This window comes from Clostridium sp. NSJ-145 (assembly GCF_021044725.1).
GTDB classification, from domain to species: Bacteria; Bacillota; Clostridia; order Clostridiales; family Clostridiaceae; genus Clostridium; species Clostridium disporicum_B.
The window spans coordinates 172,293-191,966 of record NZ_JAJNOS010000001.1 but is presented as its reverse complement, the minus strand read 5'-3'; the positions used below and the strand labels follow the sequence as shown (position 1 = coordinate 191,966).

Below are 19,674 nucleotides of genomic sequence, written 5' to 3'. Positions count from 1 at the left end.
GGAGGAAATGTAAATGAGTACAAATTATAGTGTTAATAAAGATTACTTATTATCTACAGCAAAGAAGATACTAGAGTTTAATTCACCGACAGGTTTTTGTTTTGAGATAATGGATAAGATAGAAGAACTTGTAGGAGAGTTTGGTTATAAATTCGAAAGAAACAACAAAGGTGGAGGAATTATAACTATTGAAGGAAGTAGTGATGAAAGAGTAATCGGGTTATCTGCACATGTAGATACTTTAGGTGCTATGGTGAGATCAATAACTAAGTCGGGTACTTTAAGATTCACTTTAATCGGAGGGCCTATTGTACCAACTTTAGATGGTGAGTATTGTAAGATTAGAACTAGAGATGGTAAAGTTTATGATGGTACTTTTTTAAGCACAAGTCCTGCAGCTCATGTATATGAAGATGCTACAACTAAAAAGCGTGATGCTAATAATATGGAAATAAGAATAGATGAAGTTGTTAAAGATAAGAGTGATGTTGAAGCATTAGGAATAGCTCCAGGAGACTTTGTATTTATTGATCCTAAAACTACTATAACTGAAAGTGGATTTATTAAATCGAGATTTATAGATGATAAGGGCAGTGTGTCGGCATTAATGGCATTATTAGAAATGTTCCATAGAGAAAATATTACGCCTAAATATAAAACAAAGATATTAATATCAAACTATGAAGAGGTTGGACATGGAACATCATATATTCCAAGTGATATTACAGAGATGATTGCAGTGGATATGGGCTGTATAGGAGAAGATTTAAGTTGTACAGAATATGATGTTTCAATATGTGCAAAAGATTCTGGTGGACCATATGATTATAATATGGTGACAGATTTGGTTAATTTAGCTAAGAAAAATAATATTAGCTATGCGGTAGATATATATCCAATGTATGGTTCAGACGTTGGCGCTGCATTAAAAGCAGGAAATAATATAAGAGGAGCTTTAATAGGACCAGGAGTTCATGCATCACATGGAATGGAAAGAACCCATTACACAGCGTTGGAGAATACAATAAAGCTTCTGACATTATATCTTATATAAGTATAATAAAAAATGGAGTTGCGTAAGTAACTCCATTTTTATTAAAGATAATTTTTAATATTTATAATAGTTGGTGAAATATGATTATAAATCAGATAATCTACCTTTAGATTTTAGATGAGCTATTAGTTTATCAGGATCATTCATAATAAGCTCTTCTGGCATCTCTATTTTTTTAAATAATTCTATGCCTTTTTCAAAGTTACCTATAGCTGTGTTTATATGAGCATCTGAAGTTAAGATGACTTTAGTACCATGTTTTTTACAAAGTCTAGCTATAGTTTCACAGTTTACATCGCTTCCTTTTCTTGAGGAACCCATAAGAGAACTGTTATTTATTTCAATCATAATATTTTTTTCTTTTGCTTTTTTTACTACTGTTTCATAGTCTAGTACATAATTAGGATTCCCTAGGTGCCCTAAAATTTCCACTTTTTCATTTTTATCTAAAGTATTTAAAATAGCAGATGTTTTTTCTTCTTTCGATAAAGTCATTGGGAAAAGAGGTTCATGAAAAGAAGCTATCATATAATCTAGACATGTAGTTAAGTCTTTTGGCATGTCTAAGTTACCATCGACATCTAATATATTAGCTTCGCATCCTTTTAAGATAGTAACATTATTTATAACTCTTGGAACTGCTTTAAGATTTCCAAAGTACCAATAGTGTGGTGCACCAGGCATTTTTGGACCATGTTCAGATGTTCCAAGGATTTTTATTCCGTTTTTAGAGCAATGGTCTATATTTTCTAGCAATGTTGAGTAAGCATGACCACTTACAATAGTATGTGTATGCAAATCAGATGAATAGTTCATATATTTCTCCTTAGTATATAAAGTATTATTATATAAGTAGTATATAAACAATCAAAAATAATTTCAACTTATAATAAGTTATAAGAACTTTAAAAGTTATCAAAGTAAACATATACATCTGTTGAATAATATATAATGAGTATATTATAAGTTTTATTTTAAACATATTTAAAATAAAAAAATAATTGATAATAGTTATTGTTTAATATAATATATAATTAAAAAAATTAGGGGAGAGATGTTATGTTAATGATAATTTCTCCTGCAAAAACTTTAGATTTTACTAAAGAAAATAAAGCAGGATATAGTTCAAATACGATTTTTAATAATGAAATAAATGAGTTGGTGGAAGTATTAAATAAATATAATATTGATGAGTTAGCTTCACTTATGAAGATGTCAGAAAAGTTAGCAGAAGAAAACTATAATAGATATCAAAAATTTTTTACTGATGAGATAGCTTGCAAAGAAGCATTGTTAGCATTTGATGGGGCAGTATATAGAGGAATAGCTTCTGAGAGTTTTGATAAAAAAGATTTAGAATTTGCTCAAAGTAATTTAAGAATTTTATCAGGGTTATATGGAATTATTAGACCGTTAGATATGATAAAGGAATATAGATTAGAAATGGGAACTAAAATTAAATTTAAGACTTACCGTAATTTATATAATTATTGGGAAGATAAATTAACTAAATTTATTTTAGAGGAAATAGAAAAATCTTATGGAGACAAGGTTCTTATAAATATAGCTTCTAATGAGTATAGCAAAGTACTTGATTTAAAGGAAATAAATAAAGTATACAAAGTGATAAATGTTGAATTTAAAGAAAAGAAAGGAGAAGAATATAAAGTAGTAGGAACATATGCTAAGAAGGCTAGAGGATTATTAGTTAACTACATTATAAAAAATAAGATTACTAATGTTGAAGATATTAAACTATTTGATAAAGATAATTATATATTAAATAACGAACTTAGTAGTGATACAGAACTTATATTTACAAGAGGATAGGTTAAGAAGATCCTATTAAAAAAACGAAAGATACAGTTAAAGCTCTTTTACAAATTAAAAGGGCTTTATTTTATTACAAAAGTATATTTGAAATTTCAAAATATGAAAATAAACTTTAAGAAAATCTTAGCAAAATACTAAGATATGTATTATAATAACTAAAGAAAATTATTTAAAGGGGAAAATGAAATGTTGATTAGCAAAGAAAAGAACTTCTACAAACTTATTATGAGTATAGCTTTGCCGATTGCTGTACAAAATTTAATAAACTTTGCAGTTGGTATGATAGATACAATGATGCTTGGATCGTTAGGAGAAATTCAATTATCAGCAGCTGCTATAGGAAATAATTTATTTTTTATTCTTATGGTTTTAATGTTTGGACTAGCTGGGGGATCTAATATTTTAATATCACAATATTGGGGAAAAGGTGATGTTAAAAGCATACATAAAATATTGGCATTAATGTATAGAGTATGTATTGTAATTACATCAATTTTTATAGGAATAGCAATGTTTATTCCGAGTATGTTTATAAAGCTTTATACTTCTGATATTAATGTTATTGAAGCAGGAAGTGCTTATTTAAGGATAGTGGCTATAGGATACATATTTTATGCAATAACTAACTGTACGATTATGATACTACGCTCGGTTAAAACAGTTAGAATATCACTAGTAGTGTACACTGCATCGCTAGTAGTTAATGCTTTCTTTAATTGGGTATTCATTTTTGGAAAGCTTGGAGCGCCGGCATTAGGAGTAAAAGGTGCAGCTATTGCCACAGTTATTGCAAGGATAACTGAATTTACTATTGTAATGTGCTTCATGGTATTCTTTGAAAATAAGATAAATTTAAAAGTAAAACATTTATTAAAAGTAGATAAGGTAATATTAAAAGATTATATTGCTAATTGTACGCCAGTTTTATTTAATGAATTACTTTGGTCTAGTGGATCTACTATGATATCTATAATAATTGGTAGACTTGGAACTGAAACAGTTGCAGCAAATAGTATAAGTAATGTTGTATTTAATTTTGTAACTGTATTTATTTTTGAACTATCAAATGCTACTGCAGTAATTATAGGTAATACTATTGGTGAAGGTAAAAATGATAAAGCCAGAGAGTACGCAAGAACAATAGGTGTATTAAGTGTGCTAATGGGAATTATGGCAGCTATAGTGATTCAAATAATTAAGCCATTTGTAGTTGATTTTTACAATGTATCAGAGTTAACAAAAAGTATAGCAATCGACTTAATGTCTGTAACATCTATAATTGTTATATTCCAGTCATTAGGAATAAACCTTATGATGGGAGTACTTAGAGGTGGAGGAGATGCTAAATTTGTATTAATAAACGATATTATATTTATGTGGGTTGTAGCTATACCTTTAGGCTTTATAGCAGCATTTATTTTAAATTGGCCAGTAGCTGTGGTGTTTTTTATAGTTAAAAGTGATGAGATAATTAAGTCAATTATAAGTGTTATTAGAGTTTTTAGTGGTAAGTGGGTTAGAAATCTTACGCGAGATTTTGCATAAAAAATAGGCCGAGATATGGCCTATTTTTTATTTTCAGTACATTTGGTTAGGTTTTTAGATAAGTCACTTATAAACTGATGGTAATTTGGGAGTTGCTTTACAAGTAGTTTTATTTCTAAAACTTGAATTTCTATTTCTTCAAGTTTTTCTTTAAAAGTGTAAGAATCGCTTTGTTGTAATTTTAATAATTGAGACCGTATATTAGAAATAGAACTTTGTAGAGATGTAACTAAGTTATATACTTCCTGCCAATCTTTTTCAAGTTGAGAGTTAATTTTTTCAGTAATATTTATATAAGTTAGGACATTAGAATATTTATCTACTATTTTTTCGCCTTCATTTATAGTATCTATTATATTGTTAAAAGTAATCTCGCCATTCTTATATTTCTTTATGAAATAATAAATAGGTCCAGAAATGACGAGTGTAAAAAAGCTACTTAAAACTTTTACTATGTTGTTTTGAGATGATATAGAATTGCTTATATTTGAAGACGTTTTAGATGTTGAATCAGTTTTAGCAGCAATAATAGTACTTAGTTTACCAAGTATATTATTTTGGATTTCATCACTTTTCAAAACTTTATCCTCTAATTCTTGAGATAAAGGTAGAGTAGGTGGGTTTTCAAAAAAGTCATTATTTATATTTTCGTAGTCGTTTAAATAATTAACGATTTCTACTTTGTCGGAGTTTGTTATAGTACTATTAGACAAAAGTTCGTCGAGAGTGTTATATGCAGATTCTAAAGAAGTTGAATACTGATTTTTAAAGTTTTCGCTACCGGTTAATAGAAAAGATTTTTGAATATGAGCTAAATTAATTATATTTGTACTGTAACTATTCAGAGAATCTATTTCAGATTTTCGTGATTGTAAATTATCTACACTTGAAGAAATAGAATCATTACTTGATACTATATAAATATTTAATCCAAGTAAGAAAATAATAATAATTGATAATGTAATAATTATAAATTTTTTCATTATATTCACCTATATTATTTTTATATAATTTATGCTGTTCTTTAAATTCAAGTGAGAAATTTTTATTTTATAACCTCCAAGTAAATTTTCTTTATATATAATATAAATATGATTTACTGCAAAGTATGATATAATATAATAAAATTCCTAAGAGAAAAGGAGATAATATGAGCAAAATACTAGTTTTAGCAGAAAAACCATCTGTAGGAAGAGATATAGCAAAAGTATTAAAATTGAATCAAAATAAAGGTTCATATATAGAAGGAAATAAATATATAGTAACTTGGGCTATGGGACATTTAGTTGGCCTTATGGATCCAGAAGGATACGATGAGAAATATAAGAAATGGGCTATGGAAACATTGCCTATGTTGCCTAAGCATATGAAGCTTACTGTGCTTAAAAAGACTGGAAAGCAATATAATGAAGTAAAAAAATTAATGAATAGAGAAGATGTTTCAGAAATAGTTATTGCAACTGATGCTGGAAGAGAAGGAGAATTAGTTGCAAGATGGATAATAGAGAAAGCTGGAGTAAGAAAGCCAATTAAGAGATTGTGGATCTCATCACAAACTACTAAGGCTATATTAGAAGGGTTTAATAACTTGAAGCCAGGTAAAGAATATGAGAATCTTTATAAGGCTGCAGTTTGCAGAGCTGAAGCTGATTGGCTTGTAGGATTAAATGTAACTAGAGCTTTAACTTGTAAGTATAATGCACAGCTTTCAGCAGGAAGAGTTCAATCACCAACACTTGCAATGATAGTTAATAGAGAAGAAGAAATTAAGAATTTTAAACCAAAGGATTATTTTACAATTGAAGGTAATTCTGATGGGATAACTTTGAATTGGGTTAATAATGATAATAATGGAAGAATTTTTGATGAGGAATATGCTAATAAGGTATTTTTAAATATAAATAATCGCATTGGTGAGATAACTAATATAATAGAGAAGGATAAAAAACAATTTTCACCGGCATTATATGATTTAACAGAACTTCAAAGAGATTGTAATAAATTATGGGGCTTCTCAGCTAAACAAACACTTTCAATAATGCAGAGGTTATATGAAAATCATAAGATTTTAACTTATCCGAGAACAGACTCAAGATATATTTCTACAGATATAGTTCCTACTTTAAAGGATAGGTTAAATTCTGTTGCTATCGGTGAGTATAGAATAGTAGCACAAGAGTTAATGAAGAGCAAAATAAATGCACATAAAGGATTTGTAGACAATTCTAAAGTAAGTGATCACCATGCTATAATACCAACTGAGGAAAAACCTAATCTTTCAAATTTAAGTTCAGAAGAAAGAAAGGTATATGATTTAGTAGTTAAAAGATTTTTAAGTGTAATGTTACCGCCATTTGAATATACTCAAACAACAATTGAAGCAAAAGTAAACGGAGAAAGACTAATAGCTAAAGGTAAAATTATAAAAGCTAAAGGATGGAAAAGGGTATATGATAAGGAATTAATTGATGAAGAACATGGGGAGGATATAAAAGAACAAGTTTTACCTAAAATTAATATAAAAGATAAAATAACTATTACCAAAGCTAATATTAAAAAAGGACAAACAAAACCACCGTCAAGATTTACAGAAGCTACATTATTGTCTGCTATGGAAAATCCACAAAGATTTGTAAATGTAAGTGGTGAAGAGGCGAAAACTCTTAATGAGACAGGGGGACTTGGTACCGTAGCAACTCGAGCTGATATTATTGAAAAGCTATTTAATTCTTTTGTAATAGAAAAGAGAGGAAAGGAAATTTATCCAACATCTAAGGGAAAACAATTAATAGAATTAGTGCCAAATGAATTGAAATCGCCAATTTTAACTGCAAAGTGGGAGAAGAAGCTAGATGAGATAAGCAAGGGTAAATCTGATGCACATGAGTTTATAAGAGAAATGAAAAATTATGCTACAGCTTTGGTAGAAGATGTAAAAAGTGATAATAGTAAATTCGTTCATGATAATAAAACAGGTAAGAAATGTCCTAATTGTGGAAAATATCTTTTAGAGGTTAAAGGAAAAAATGGAACTATGAATGTTTGTCAAGATAGAGCGTGTGGTTATAGAGAGAATGTAAGTAGAACTACAAATGCTAGATGTCCTGAGTGTAAGAAAAAATTAGAGTTAAGAGGACAAGGAGAAGGTCAAATTTACGTTTGTCCAAATACAAATTGCAGTTTTAGAGAAAAAGCTTCAGTATTTAATAAAAGATTTGGTTCGAAATCTGATAAAGTTAATAAAAGAGAAGTTAATAATATAATGAAAAAAATGAAAAAAGAAGCTGAAGAGGATATAAATAATCCATTTGCAGATCTTTTAAAGGGGTTTAAAAGCTAGAATATAGAAAATGGACCGGATATTCCGGTCCATTTATAATTAAGAATTTAAAATTATGTCAATGCATTCGTGAACAAAATCTACAGTATGATTAGCATGTGCTTTTACACCATCTTCTACATGATTAAAAGTGAAACTATTATCTGTTATATTAAACATAGATATATCGTTATAGGAATCACCTATGGTATACAAATTATTTGCATCCCAATTTTCTATTTCGATTATCTTCTTTAAGCCAGAACCTTTACTGCAATCTTTCCCAACCATATCAACAAATGCTTGATTTCTAAATATTCCATAAGACTCGCCGAAAGTATCTAATAACTGTTCTTTTAATTTTTCGGCATTATCATTGTTGCTTGATTTAGAAAATATACTTATTAAATTATATTCTCTTTCTTTTGAAAATACTTCATCTTCGTTGTTGATATTTTCAAAAGTTCCTAGGAAATCTTTAAATTCCTTATTGCAACCGGTGTAAAATATAGAACTGGTATTTTCATAAGTTACATACATTGCAGCATCTTTATGGCTATTATTTTTATAAATATCATCATAAACAGATTTTACAACATTATGAGGCAAAGTATTTTTATATATTTGATTAAAATTATTATCTAATATAAGAGCGCCATTACAAAGTACTAAGTAATCAAATTCTATTTCTTTGTTGTCTTTAAAAATTGATTTAATACCTTTTATATCTCTTCCTGTAGAAACAATAAATTTATGGCCTTCTTTTCTAAGTTTTTTTATAGCTTCTATATTATCTTTCCTTATAAAATTTTTCTCGGTTTCAACTAAAGTTCCATCTAAATCACAAGCTAAAAGTTTCATAGTATTCCTCCAAAAGTTTAATAATATACCATAAAATATTATAGCATTGAAAAGTAGATGCCAATTTCATTTTTTGAAAAGAATGTTATTTTACAAAATTATAATATTATTTTCATGTAATATATCTACAATATCTATAGAAGGCAATGAATCAGTTATAATACCGTTTATAGACTCAATATTTGAGAACTTAAAGTTGCCATCAGTATTAAATTTAGTTTGTTGCATAACTAAAAAAGCTTTTTTGCTAGACTTTATAATAGCGGTTTTAGTTAATCCGTCTTCTATTTCAAAAGTAGTAATACTTTTATCAAAAACATCGATACCACAACTACCTATAAAAGAAATATCAAATTTATATTTTTCTATGAAACTTATAGCCGTAGCACCAGCAAATCCATTTAGGCTTTTGTTTAAAAGACCACCTGTAGCTATTACTGTAACATTGTTTTCAGTTGAAGATAATATATTTATAATATCTAACATATTTGTTACTACAGTAACTCTTTTATTACTTTGAGATAACAATTTTGCAATAAGCATATTTATAGTGGATAAATCTAAAAAAATAGTTTCCCTATCTTTAATTAAATTAAAAGCTTTCTCGGCTATTTTGCTTTTAATAGAAACATCTGTTTTGCTACGCTCGATTGTGTCGTATTGAGTTGTTGATTGACGAACTTTTATAGCACCACCATAAGTTCTTTTTAAATGGCCTAGATTTTCAAGGTGTTTCAAATCTTTTCTTATACAATCTTCAGTAACATTAAAATGCTGGCTAAGATTTTTTACTTTAATCTTTCCTTCTGAATTCAATATATTTAATATTTGATCTAATCTCTCTTCTGCAAACAATTTAACTCCTCCTATCTAAATAGTATTTTAAATGAAATAACGATTAAAAACAAGTTTAAACAATTTAAAATGATAATAAGAAATATAAAGTGATAATAAATAATATTTAGTATGTATAGTAAAATTAGTTCTAGATACAGGAAGTATAAAGTGTATAAAAGAAGTTTATAATATGTTGGCAGTTTATAGAGCAATTATAAGTACTAGTATTTATTTAAAAAATGGCACTATTCGGTAGTGGTTATAGTATAAAAATAGCAATAAATAAGATAAAAAGTGAATTTTATCTATAAAATTAGAAAATATGATGTTATTCAAGGATTTAATTGGTATACTTGGTATTAAAGATTACAACAAACTTGATATTAAGTCATATACATAATATAATTAATGTGATATGAAAACGTAAAGAGGGGGAAGAAAATGAAAAAAGGTAGAAGTGCGACACTATTTATATTAGCCGTTATTATTATAATATCATTAAGTTTTGCTGGTTTTAAAGGTGTTGAAATTGGAGGATGGGAATTTAAATCTTTCGATAAAGCAATTACTAAAGGTTTGGATCTTCAAGGTGGAGTTTCTGTATTAATGGAGATAACAGATGAAAACTTATCTAAAGAAGATTTAGATAATAACCTAGAAAAGACAAAACAACTGTTAGATTTAAGAGTTAATAAACTTGGAGTTGCAGAAACAACAGTTACTGTTGAAGGTGATAGAAGAATAAGAGTAGATATTCCAGGACAAGTAGACTCTAAAGAAATAGTTGAATCACTACAAAAAACAGGTAACCTAACCTTTAAAGATTCAGAAGGCAATGAAGTTCTTAATGGTAAGGATGTAGAAGAAGCAAGCGTTATGACAGATAGTACTACAGGTAAGCCAGTTGTATCATTAAAATTAAATGAAGAAGGTAAACAAAAGTTTGCTGAAGCTACAGAAAAGAATTTAAATAAAACAATTTCAATTTATATGGATGAAGATTTAATATCTAGTCCAGTAGTTGAATCAGTAATATCAGGTGGAGAAGCTGTGATATCTGGTAGTAAGACTATAGATGAAGCTAAAAATTTAGCAGGACTTATAAATTCAGGAGCGCTTCCAGTAACTTTAAAAGTTGCTTCAATTGAAAATGTAGGAGCTCAATTAGGAGCAGAAGCTATGCCTAATGCTATGAAAGCAGGAGCAGTTGGTATTTTATTAATATTTATATTTATGATATTAAACTATAGAATGTTAGGAGTAATAGCTTCAATAGCATTAACACTATATACAACTTTAGTGTTAATAGTATTTGTAGAGGCGAATGTAACACTTACATTACCTGGTATTGCTGGATTCTTATTAACTATAGGTTTAGCAGTTGATGCCAATGTATTAATATTTGAAAGAATAAAAGAAGAAATGGCTAAAGGTATTTCAGCTAAGAGTGCTGTAAAATCAGGATTCCACAATGCATTAACATCTATTATTGACTCTAACGTTACAACTGTTATTGCAGCATTAGTTCTTTACTTCATGGGAACAGGGCCTGTAAAAGGATTCGCTGTTACATTGATGATAGGTATAGTGTTAAGTATGTTTACAGCAATTTTTGTAACTAGGAAGTTAACAGAATGGGCCATAAATATGGGGATGTTAAGCAAACCATGGCATTTTAAGGTTAAGAGGGGGTAAAAAGATGACAAAGATAGTAGAAAAATCTAAAATTTGGTTTTCAATATCCCTTATAGTAATAGTAGTTGGTTTAGGATTTATGTTAACTAAAGGGTTAAATTTCGGTATAGATTTTAAAGGTGGTACAAAGTTAGTTATTGACTTTGGAAAAGAATATAATAAACCAGAAGTAGATGAAGTAGTTAAGGCAATTGTACCAGATGCTGTAACTAAAACTGTAGAAGATACTCAATATGAAATAAAAGATAGAGATTTAGATGAAACAAAAACAACAGAACTTTTTGATAAGTTAAAAGAAACTTATTCATTAGAAGATACAGCACTATTATCACAAACTCAAGTAGGAGCTAGTGTTGGAAGAGAGTTAACAAGAAATTCGATAATAGCATTATTTGTTGCTTGTATAGTAATGCTTATTTATTTAGCTATAAGATTTAAAATGGATTATGGTATTGCAGCAGTAATTGCATTATTACATGACGTGTTAATTACTATATCTGTGTATGCTATATTTAATATACCTGTTAATACTCCGTTTATTGCAGCGATATTAACTGTGGTAGGATATTCTATGAATGATACAATAGTAATATTTGATAGAATCAGAGAAAATACTAAAACAATGAGAAGAGCTACATCAGCTGAAATTGCAGATAAGAGTATATCTCAAACATTAGGAAGATCAATTAAGACTACTATAACTACATTATTCGCTATAGGAGCTGTAAATTTATTCGTACCAACAGTAAGAGAGTTTTCATTCCCTCTTTTAATCGGTATAACAGCTGGAGCATACTCTTCAATTTTTATAGCATCACCAATATGGGTTAAACTAAGAGATGGAAATAAACATAAAAATAAAAGAGGAAAAGTTGCATAATTAGGGAAAATAAGAAGGAATTAACTTAAGTTAATTCCTTTTTGTATGGAGAAAGAGAGAAAACTTTAGAATAATTAGACTTTTTTATTAGAAAACATTTGTAATATGTATAAATTTAAATTATAATATAGATGTTTTCTTATTTTTATGGAGGAGTTTAAAATGCGTAAGTTTTGGGAAAGTATATATAGTCCAAATTACATAACTGGATATAATCCCTTTATACTTAAGGATATGAATAGAGCTATTGAGCGAATGGTATCTGCAATTAATAATAGAGAAAAAATAGTGGTTTATGGGATACCTAATGTAGATGGATTATGTGCTATTTCATCCCTAATACTGGTTTTGAAATATTTAAATGCAGATATTGAATATGTAGTTCACGATGATTCGTCAGGTGATTCTAGTATAACATCAAAGGACATTATTAATAATGTTCATTTTTTAGGTGCTGAAGTACTTATCACTTTAGGTATTGGGTTAAAGTCGAAAGAAGAAGAAGAGCTTTGTAAAAAGTTAAACATAGATTTAATGGTCTTAGAAAACAAAGACCTAAAAACAAAATGCGAGTACATATACATAAACCCTAATCAAAAAGGGTGTCAATATAGATATAAGAATTTGTCTATAAGTGGATTAGTATTTAAACTAATGCAGGCAATAGCAATATATTATAACATAAAGAGTATAAATAAGTATCTAGATTTAATACTTATTGGAGAACAGTCAGCCAATGTTCCTCTTAAGGGCGAAAATGGTGTCATATTAAAAGAAGGTAAAAAGTTCTTAACTAATACGAATAATTATGGACTAAGAGCTATAAAAGATGCGTATAATATTACTGAGATGAATGATGATGACATAAAGCAAATTATAAAGATTATAACGCCGACTATAAATGTAGTAACGATGATGGACAATGCAAGAATAATAATTGAATTGCTCATTACAAATAGAAAAGAAAGAGCTGAACAGATTACAAAGTATTTGAATAAGTCTAAAGAAAATGTATAATTAAGGTAATAATAAAATTCATGGAGGAGTTAATATGAATTTAAAAGATAAAATTAGAATAGTTGAAGGATTCCCTAAAGAAGGCATTAGTTTTAAAGATATCACGACTTTAATTGGAGATGGAGAAGCGTTTAAGGAGTCGATTGACTTAATTGTTGAACATTTAAAAGATAAAAATGTTGATGTTATATTAGGGCCTGAAGCTAGAGGATTTATTTTCGGAGTGCCTGTTGCATATGCTTTAGGTGTTGGTTTTGTTCCAGTAAGAAAAAAAGGTAAATTACCAGCTGAAACAGTTTCAGTGGATTATGCATTAGAATATGGTGTAGATGTATTAGAAATACACAAAGATGCAATAAAAAAAGGGCAAAGAGTTGCAATAGTTGATGATTTACTTGCTACAGGAGGTACTATAGAAGCAGTAGCTAAACTTGTAGAACAAGTAGGTGGAGAAGTTGTTTCATTAGACTTTGCAATAGAGTTAACAGAGTTACATGGAAGAGATAAACTTAAAGGGTATGAAGTAATGTCATTAGTTCAATATGATATTTAATTCTATTGTAAAACCCTAAATTTTAATATATAATTAGAATGATAAGGGCTGGTTAATTAACCAGCCTTTGACTTTAGGATTTTGAGGTAATCTAAAGGAGTAAATAGCTAATGATTGAAGTATTAATAAATAAGATTAAAGAAAATTGTACAAATGTTGATATAGATTTAGTAATCAAAGCTTTTAAGCTTGCTGATGAAGCTCATAAAGGACAAAAGAGAGAGTCTGGAGAACCATATATTATACACCCAATAGATGTTGCAACTATATTAGCAGAGTTGGGAATGGACACAAGTACCATAGTAGCAGGGTTACTTCATGATGTTATTGAAGATACAGATTATACATATGAAGATATAAAGAAAATATTTAATGAAGAAATTGCGAATTTAGTTAGCGGAGTTACAAAAATAACTAAGATGGAGTATAAGTCAAAGGAAGAGCAACAGGCTGATAATTTTAGAAAGATGTTGCTTGCAATGGCTAATGATATCAGAGTAATTATTATAAAATTAGCTGACAGATTACATAACATGAGAACTCTTAAGTATATGACAAAGGAGAAACAGAAGCAGAAAGCAAGGGAAACTTTAGATATTTATGCACCTCTAGCCCATAGACTTGGTATATCAAAAATCAAATGGGAATTAGAAGATCTTTGTTTAAGATATTTACATGAAGATGAGTATTATGACCTTGTTAAACAAATAGCTGAAAAGAGAGTAGAAAGAGAAACATATATTTCTACTATTATAGATGATTTGCACGTTAAATTTGAGAACTCTGGAATTGATGCAGATATTGATGGTAGACCTAAACATTTTTATAGTATTTATAAGAAAATGATTACTAAAAATAAAAATATAGAACAAATATTTGACTTAACTGCGATAAGAGTACTAGTTAATACAGTAAAGGATTGTTATGAGGTTTTAGGAATTGTACATACCATTTATAAACCAATTCCAGGCAGATTTAAAGATTATATAGCTATGCCTAAGCCGAATATGTATCAATCTTTACATACGACAGTTATAGGGCCTCAAGGTAAAACTTTTGAAATTCAAATTAGAACTTTTGAAATGCATAGAACAGCTGAATATGGTATAGCTGCACACTGGAAGTATAAAGAAGGCGATGCATCAGGAGAAGGGAAAGAAAAGAATTTTGAAAATAAGCTTGCTTGGCTTAGAGACATGTTAGAGTGGCAAAAGGAAACGTCGGATGCAGAAGAGTTTATAGAAGGATTTAAAATAAATTTATTTACGGACGAGATATTTTTATTTACGCCTAAGGGAGTTGTAATAGATTTACCTAATGGAGCAACACCAATAGATTTTGCCTATAGAATTCATACTGATATAGGTAATAAGTGTGTGGGAGCTAAAGTAAATGGTAAAATTGTACCATTAGATTATAAGCTTAAAACAGGTGAAATAGTTGAAATCCTAACTTCTAATAATGCTAAAGGACCTAACATGGATTGGCTAAGTATAGCTAAAAGCAATCAAGCTAAAAGTAAGATAAGAGCTTGGTTTAAGAAGGCTAAGAAAGAAGAGAATATAACAAAAGGTAAAGAGATATTCGAAAAAGAACTTAAAAAGCAAGGCGTTGTGTATAATGAAATAGCTAAAGGCGAGAGTTACGATAAGTTTGCAAAGAGATATAATATAAATAATTTGGAAGATTTATATGCACTAATAGGACTAGGAGCTATAACAGCTTCATCATATATTGCTAGATTAAAAGAAGAGAATTTAGTAAAAGACGATAAGAATAAAGAAGCAGAGATACAAAAGACTATTGATGAGCATATAGCAAAGAATCAAAGAAGTAAAAAAGAAAATACTTATGGTATAACTGTTAAGGGATTAGATAACTTAATGGTTAGATTTGCAAAGTGTTGTAATCCAGTACCTGGAGATGATATATTGGGATATATCACCAAGGGTAGAGGAGTATCTGTTCATAGAAGAGATTGTAATAATTTAAAATCTCTTATTGAAAATGATGGAGAAAAAACTATAGAAGTTTCTTGGGGAAATTCTCAAGGGGTAGGTTATATAACAGAGATTGAAGTTAAAGCTGAAGATAGGATGGGAATATTAACAGATATTATGACTATAATTAATGAAGCTAAAATATCACTTAATGGACTAAATGCAAAGTCTACTAAGGGGAATTTAGCATTTATAAGTATTAAAGTGAAAATAGATTCTATTGAGCAGCTTAAGGATTTAATGAAGAAGATACGTAAGTTAAAAGGCATTATTGATGTTTATAGATTAAGAAGTTAAAGGGGAAAAAATGAGAGCGGTAGTTCAAAGAGTAAAAAAATCTAGTGTAAAAGTCGACGAAAAAATTGTTGGTAGTATTCAGTATGGATTAAATGTACTTATTGGAATAAATGTGGATGATACTTTAGATGATTTGAAATATATAGTAGATAAAGTGATTAACTTAAGAATTTTTCATGATGATAATGATAAGATGAATTTATCTGTAAAAGATATTGATGGCGAAATTTTAGCTATATCACAATTTACTTTATATGGAGATTGTAGAAAAGGTAGAAGACCTAATTTTATGAATGCTTTAGGTGGTAGTGAGGCAGAAGTGCTATATAATAAATTTATAGAAATGCTAAAAGAAACTGGAATAAAAGTTGAAACGGGGATTTTTGGAGCTCACATGGATGTTGAAATTCAAAATGATGGACCGGTTACAATTTTGTTAGATAGTAAAAAAGTGTTTTAATATAAAAAAAGAGGTGACTACTATGATAATTAATACTTATCCTATGGGCGAATATGGAGCTAATTGTTATTTCGTTATAGATGAATTAAGTAAAGATACATTAGTAATAGATCCAGGTGCTAATGGAAAAAGCATTATTAGGGAGATAGATAGATTAGGATGTAACGTTAAGGCAATACTTTTAACACATGCTCATTTTGATCATATTGGAGCAGTTGAAGAGCTAAAAGAAAAGTATAAAGTGCCTTTATATGTGAATGAAGGGGAAGTAGACAATTGCAAAAAGGATAATACTGTATATGCAAAATTACCTAGTGATTATAATGCAATAAGTGATGGGGATATATTAGATTTCAACAATATTAATGTTAAATGTCTACACACTCCAGGGCATAGTAAAGGTGGAATGTGCTTCTTAGTTGAAGATAATGTATTTACTGGAGATACTTTATTCCAAGGTTCAATTGGAAGAACAGATTTTATAAGTGGAAATTATGATACACTTATAAGTAGTATAGAAGAAAAACTTATGGTATTAGATAAGAATACTAAAGTATATCCAGGGCATGGACCAAGTTCAACAATTATTTACGAAAGAATGAGAAATCCTTTCTTACAGTAGGGAGAGAAAATGGAAATTAAAATTAAATTAAATGACCTTAAATATAGATATGACGTATATCAAATGTTTAATATATATTTTTCGTTAGATGAAATTAAATTTGAAGATGATGGGGAATATGTTGTAGAAGTGCTTGAAGATGAAGTTAAATTTTCTTATAAAGATTTTAATAAATCTGTAAAAATCGGAGAAAAAATTAAGGAAGATATAAAGAGATTAGTCTTTATGTCATTAAAAGAATTAACTAATGAAGAATATCCTTGGGGTATATTAGTTGGAATTAGACCTTCTAAAATTGCTTTAAAATATTTAGAAGAAGGTAAGAGTGAAGAGGAAATTATAAAAATCTTTAAAGAAAAGCATTTAGCTTCAGAAGAAAAGGCAAAACTATGTATAGAAGTAGCAAAAACTGAAGAGAAATTTGTAAATGATGATGAAAAAAAGATATCTATTTACATAGGGATGGCATTTTGTCCCACTAGATGTTTTTATTGTTCATTCACTGCGAATTCAATTTTAGGAAGTAAAAAATTGGTTAATCCATATTTAGAAGCTTTAACTTATGAAATAAGAAAAATTAGCGAATACGTTGAAGAAAGAAACTTAAAAATTGAAACAGTATATTTTGGTGGAGGCACACCAACAGCAGTAAATAATGAAGAATTTGAAAATATTATGAAAGAAGTGTATAATGCTTTTGTAAAAAATAAAAACATTTTGGAATTTACAGTTGAATGCGGCAGACCAGATAGTATAACAGTTGAAAAACTTCAAACAATGAAAAATTATAATGTTACAAGAATAAGCATAAATCCTCAGACTATGAATGATGATACATTAAAGGCAATAGGAAGAGGACATAATGTAAATGATGTAAAAGAAAAGTTTAATCTTGCAAGACAGATGGGCTTTAATGATATAAATATGGATATTATAATTGGATTACCTGGTGAAGGATTAGATTATGTTAAGACTACATGTAATGAGATTTATAATCTTAAACCAGATAGTTTAACAGTACATGGACTTTCTTTAAAAAGAGCATCTATACTTTATGAAAACTTTATTTTAAAGAAAGGTATACAAGTAAAGAAGCAAGAAGAGTTGGCTTCTATGTATAATGAAAGTATGGAACTTGCTAAAAAGTTAGGACTAAAACCGTATTATATGTATAGACAAAAAAATATGGTTGGAAATATGGAGAATCTAGGATATTCTAAAGAAGGTAATGAATGTATATATAATATTCAGATGATTGAAGATAAGCAAACTATAATAGCTTTAGGTGCAGATGCTGTAACTAAAGTAGTATTTTTAGAAGAAGATAGAATAGAGCGATTTGGAAATATAAAAGATATCAAAGAATATTCAAATAGAATAGAAGAAATGGTAAATGGTAAAATTAATTTATTAGATACCCTTTATCGTAATTAGGAGGAAAAGTAGGATGGATATACAAGCACCTAAAGGTACAAAAGATATGTTACCTCAAGATGCGTATAAGTGGCAATATGTTGAAAATACGTTCAAGGAGATAGCAAAATATTATGGAATGAGAGAGTTAAGGACTCCAATGTTTGAACATACTGAACTATTTAAAAGAGGTGTAGGAGATACAACAGATATTGTTCAAAAAGAAATGTATACTTTTAATGATAAAGGGGATAGAAGCATAACATTAAAGCCAGAAGGAACGGCACCTGCTGTTAGAGCTTTTATTGAAAGCAGATTATTTAATGAGGTTCAACCAACAAAATTATATTATGTTACACCATGTTTCAGATATGAAAATGTACAAAAGGGAAGATTCCGTCAGTTCCATCAATTCGGTACTGAAATATTTGGATCTAAAGAACCTTCAATGGATGCTGAAGTAATTGCTTTTGCAATGAATGTTTTAAAAAAGTTAGGATTAAGCTCTTTAAGCCTAAATATAAATAATTTAGGATGCCCAAGTTGTAGACCTAAATATAATGAAGCATTAAAGCAATATTTAAAAGAGAATTATGATAATTTATGTGATTTATGTAAATCTAGATTTGAAAAGAATCCAATGAGAATTTTAGATTGTAAAAATCATAAATGTAATGAAATAACTAAGAATGCACCAATAATATTAGATTTTATGTGTGATGAGTGTGATACTCACTTTACAAAGGTAAAAGAGTATTTAGATGCATTAAGTATTCCATATAAAGTTGATCCAGGTATAGTTAGAGGATTAGACTATTATACTAAAACTATTTTTGAAATTTTAAATGATGATTTCACAGTTTGTGGTGGTGGTAGATACGATAAGCTAATAGAACAACTTGGTGGACCTGAGATGCCTGCTGTTGGGTTTGGTATGGGTGTAGAGAGATTAATAATGATTTTAGAAAAGGAAGGTATTGAGATTCCAAACGAAATTCTTTTTGATCTTTACATTGGAGCTAGAGGAGAGGAAGCAAAGCTTGCTGCATTTACTTTAGCAAATAAATTAAGAGAAGTAGGTATAAAAACAGAAGTAAATCATATGGGAAGAAGCATAAAAGCAGAAATGAAGTATGCTAATAAAATAGGTGCTGCATTTACAACAATTTTAGGTGATGACGAACTTCAAAATAAAGTAATCAAACTTAAGAGAATGAGTGATGGAGAACAATTTGAAGTAAGTTTAGATCATATAGAAGAAATAGTTAATGTAATAAGATAATTAGGA

At 28.7% G+C, this 19,674-nt stretch carries 17 protein-coding genes; 13 read left to right on the top strand and 4 right to left on the bottom strand.

Annotated elements, in window-relative coordinates; genetic code table 11:
• Nucleotides 1–13 precede the first annotated feature (13 nt).
• The gene (locus LQE93_RS01000) at nucleotides 14–1,054 is read left to right on the top strand and encodes a M42 family metallopeptidase (protein ID WP_055264967.1); all 1,041 of its coding nucleotides are present in this window, start codon (nucleotides 14–16) and stop codon (nucleotides 1,052–1,054) included.
• Nucleotides 1,055–1,138: 84 nt separating this feature from the next.
• Here the strand turns inward: LQE93_RS01000 and LQE93_RS00995 are convergent, their stop codons facing one another.
• A complete protein-coding gene (locus LQE93_RS00995) occupies nucleotides 1,139–1,870 on the bottom strand; it encodes a phosphatase (RefSeq protein ID WP_055264969.1) in 732 nt (243 codons plus the stop codon).
• A 243-nt stretch (nucleotides 1,871–2,113) separates the two neighbouring features.
• On the opposite strand from LQE93_RS00995, the gene yaaA reads away from it, so the two are divergent.
• Nucleotides 2,114–2,884 (top strand): peroxide stress protein YaaA, encoded by a 771-nt coding sequence (yaaA, locus tag LQE93_RS00990; protein WP_055264971.1) that lies wholly within the window; start codon nucleotides 2,114–2,116, stop codon nucleotides 2,882–2,884.
• Nucleotides 2,885–3,073: 189 nt separating this feature from the next.
• Nucleotides 3,074–4,432 (top strand): MATE family efflux transporter, encoded by a 1,359-nt coding sequence (locus LQE93_RS00985; RefSeq protein ID WP_231071654.1) that lies wholly within the window; start codon nucleotides 3,074–3,076, stop codon nucleotides 4,430–4,432.
• A gap of 20 nt (nucleotides 4,433–4,452) precedes the next feature.
• Here LQE93_RS00985 and LQE93_RS00980 read toward each other — a convergent pair whose 3' ends face one another.
• Nucleotides 4,453–5,415: a hypothetical protein gene (locus LQE93_RS00980; protein ID WP_055264975.1), complete on the bottom strand. Its 963-nt coding sequence runs from the start codon at nucleotides 5,413–5,415 to the stop codon at nucleotides 4,453–4,455.
• 167 nt (nucleotides 5,416–5,582) lie between these two features.
• Between LQE93_RS00980 and LQE93_RS00975 the strand changes: the two genes are divergently transcribed.
• Complete coding sequence (locus LQE93_RS00975) at nucleotides 5,583–7,772, top strand: DNA topoisomerase III (RefSeq protein ID WP_231071652.1); 2,190 nt, start codon at nucleotides 5,583–5,585, stop codon at nucleotides 7,770–7,772.
• Nucleotides 7,773–7,811: 39 nt separating this feature from the next.
• Here LQE93_RS00975 and LQE93_RS00970 read toward each other — a convergent pair whose 3' ends face one another.
• Nucleotides 7,812–8,612 carry a Cof-type HAD-IIB family hydrolase gene (locus LQE93_RS00970; protein WP_055264979.1) on the bottom strand — a complete coding sequence of 267 codons (801 nt, stop codon included), beginning with the start codon at nucleotides 8,610–8,612 and terminating at the stop codon, nucleotides 7,812–7,814.
• A 90-nt stretch (nucleotides 8,613–8,702) separates the two neighbouring features.
• Nucleotides 8,703–9,467 (bottom strand): DeoR/GlpR family DNA-binding transcription regulator, encoded by a 765-nt coding sequence (locus LQE93_RS00965; RefSeq protein ID WP_055264981.1) that lies wholly within the window; start codon nucleotides 9,465–9,467, stop codon nucleotides 8,703–8,705.
• A 423-nt stretch (nucleotides 9,468–9,890) separates the two neighbouring features.
• On the opposite strand from LQE93_RS00965, the gene secD reads away from it, so the two are divergent.
• From secD to hisS, 9 genes are all read left to right on the top strand, one after another.
• Nucleotides 9,891–11,144: a protein translocase subunit SecD gene (gene secD, locus LQE93_RS00960; RefSeq protein WP_055264983.1), complete on the top strand. Its 1,254-nt coding sequence runs from the start codon at nucleotides 9,891–9,893 to the stop codon at nucleotides 11,142–11,144.
• 4 nt (nucleotides 11,145–11,148) lie between these two features.
• Complete coding sequence (secF, locus tag LQE93_RS00955) at nucleotides 11,149–12,024, top strand: protein translocase subunit SecF (protein WP_231071650.1); 876 nt, start codon at nucleotides 11,149–11,151, stop codon at nucleotides 12,022–12,024.
• A 162-nt stretch (nucleotides 12,025–12,186) separates the two neighbouring features.
• The gene (locus LQE93_RS00950; RefSeq protein ID WP_055268168.1) at nucleotides 12,187–13,041 is read left to right on the top strand and encodes a DHH family phosphoesterase; all 855 of its coding nucleotides are present in this window, start codon (nucleotides 12,187–12,189) and stop codon (nucleotides 13,039–13,041) included.
• A gap of 34 nt (nucleotides 13,042–13,075) precedes the next feature.
• Entirely contained in the window at nucleotides 13,076–13,594 is a 519-nt protein-coding gene (locus tag LQE93_RS00945; RefSeq protein WP_055268166.1) for an adenine phosphoribosyltransferase, read from the top strand.
• Between the two features lie 110 nt (nucleotides 13,595–13,704).
• A complete protein-coding gene (locus tag LQE93_RS00940) occupies nucleotides 13,705–15,891 on the top strand; it encodes a RelA/SpoT family protein (protein ID WP_055268164.1) in 2,187 nt (728 codons plus the stop codon).
• 10 nt (nucleotides 15,892–15,901) lie between these two features.
• Nucleotides 15,902–16,351 carry a D-aminoacyl-tRNA deacylase gene (gene dtd, locus LQE93_RS00935; protein ID WP_055268162.1) on the top strand — a complete coding sequence of 150 codons (450 nt, stop codon included), beginning with the start codon at nucleotides 15,902–15,904 and terminating at the stop codon, nucleotides 16,349–16,351.
• A 22-nt stretch (nucleotides 16,352–16,373) separates the two neighbouring features.
• Nucleotides 16,374–16,973, top strand: coding sequence for an MBL fold metallo-hydrolase (locus LQE93_RS00930; RefSeq protein ID WP_055268160.1), 600 nt, complete (start codon nucleotides 16,374–16,376; stop codon nucleotides 16,971–16,973).
• 9 nt (nucleotides 16,974–16,982) lie between these two features.
• Complete coding sequence (locus tag LQE93_RS00925; protein WP_231071648.1) at nucleotides 16,983–18,407, top strand: coproporphyrinogen III oxidase; 1,425 nt, start codon at nucleotides 16,983–16,985, stop codon at nucleotides 18,405–18,407.
• A 13-nt stretch (nucleotides 18,408–18,420) separates the two neighbouring features.
• Nucleotides 18,421–19,668: a histidine--tRNA ligase gene (hisS, locus tag LQE93_RS00920; protein WP_055268156.1), complete on the top strand. Its 1,248-nt coding sequence runs from the start codon at nucleotides 18,421–18,423 to the stop codon at nucleotides 19,666–19,668.
• Nucleotides 19,669–19,674 lie beyond the last annotated feature (6 nt).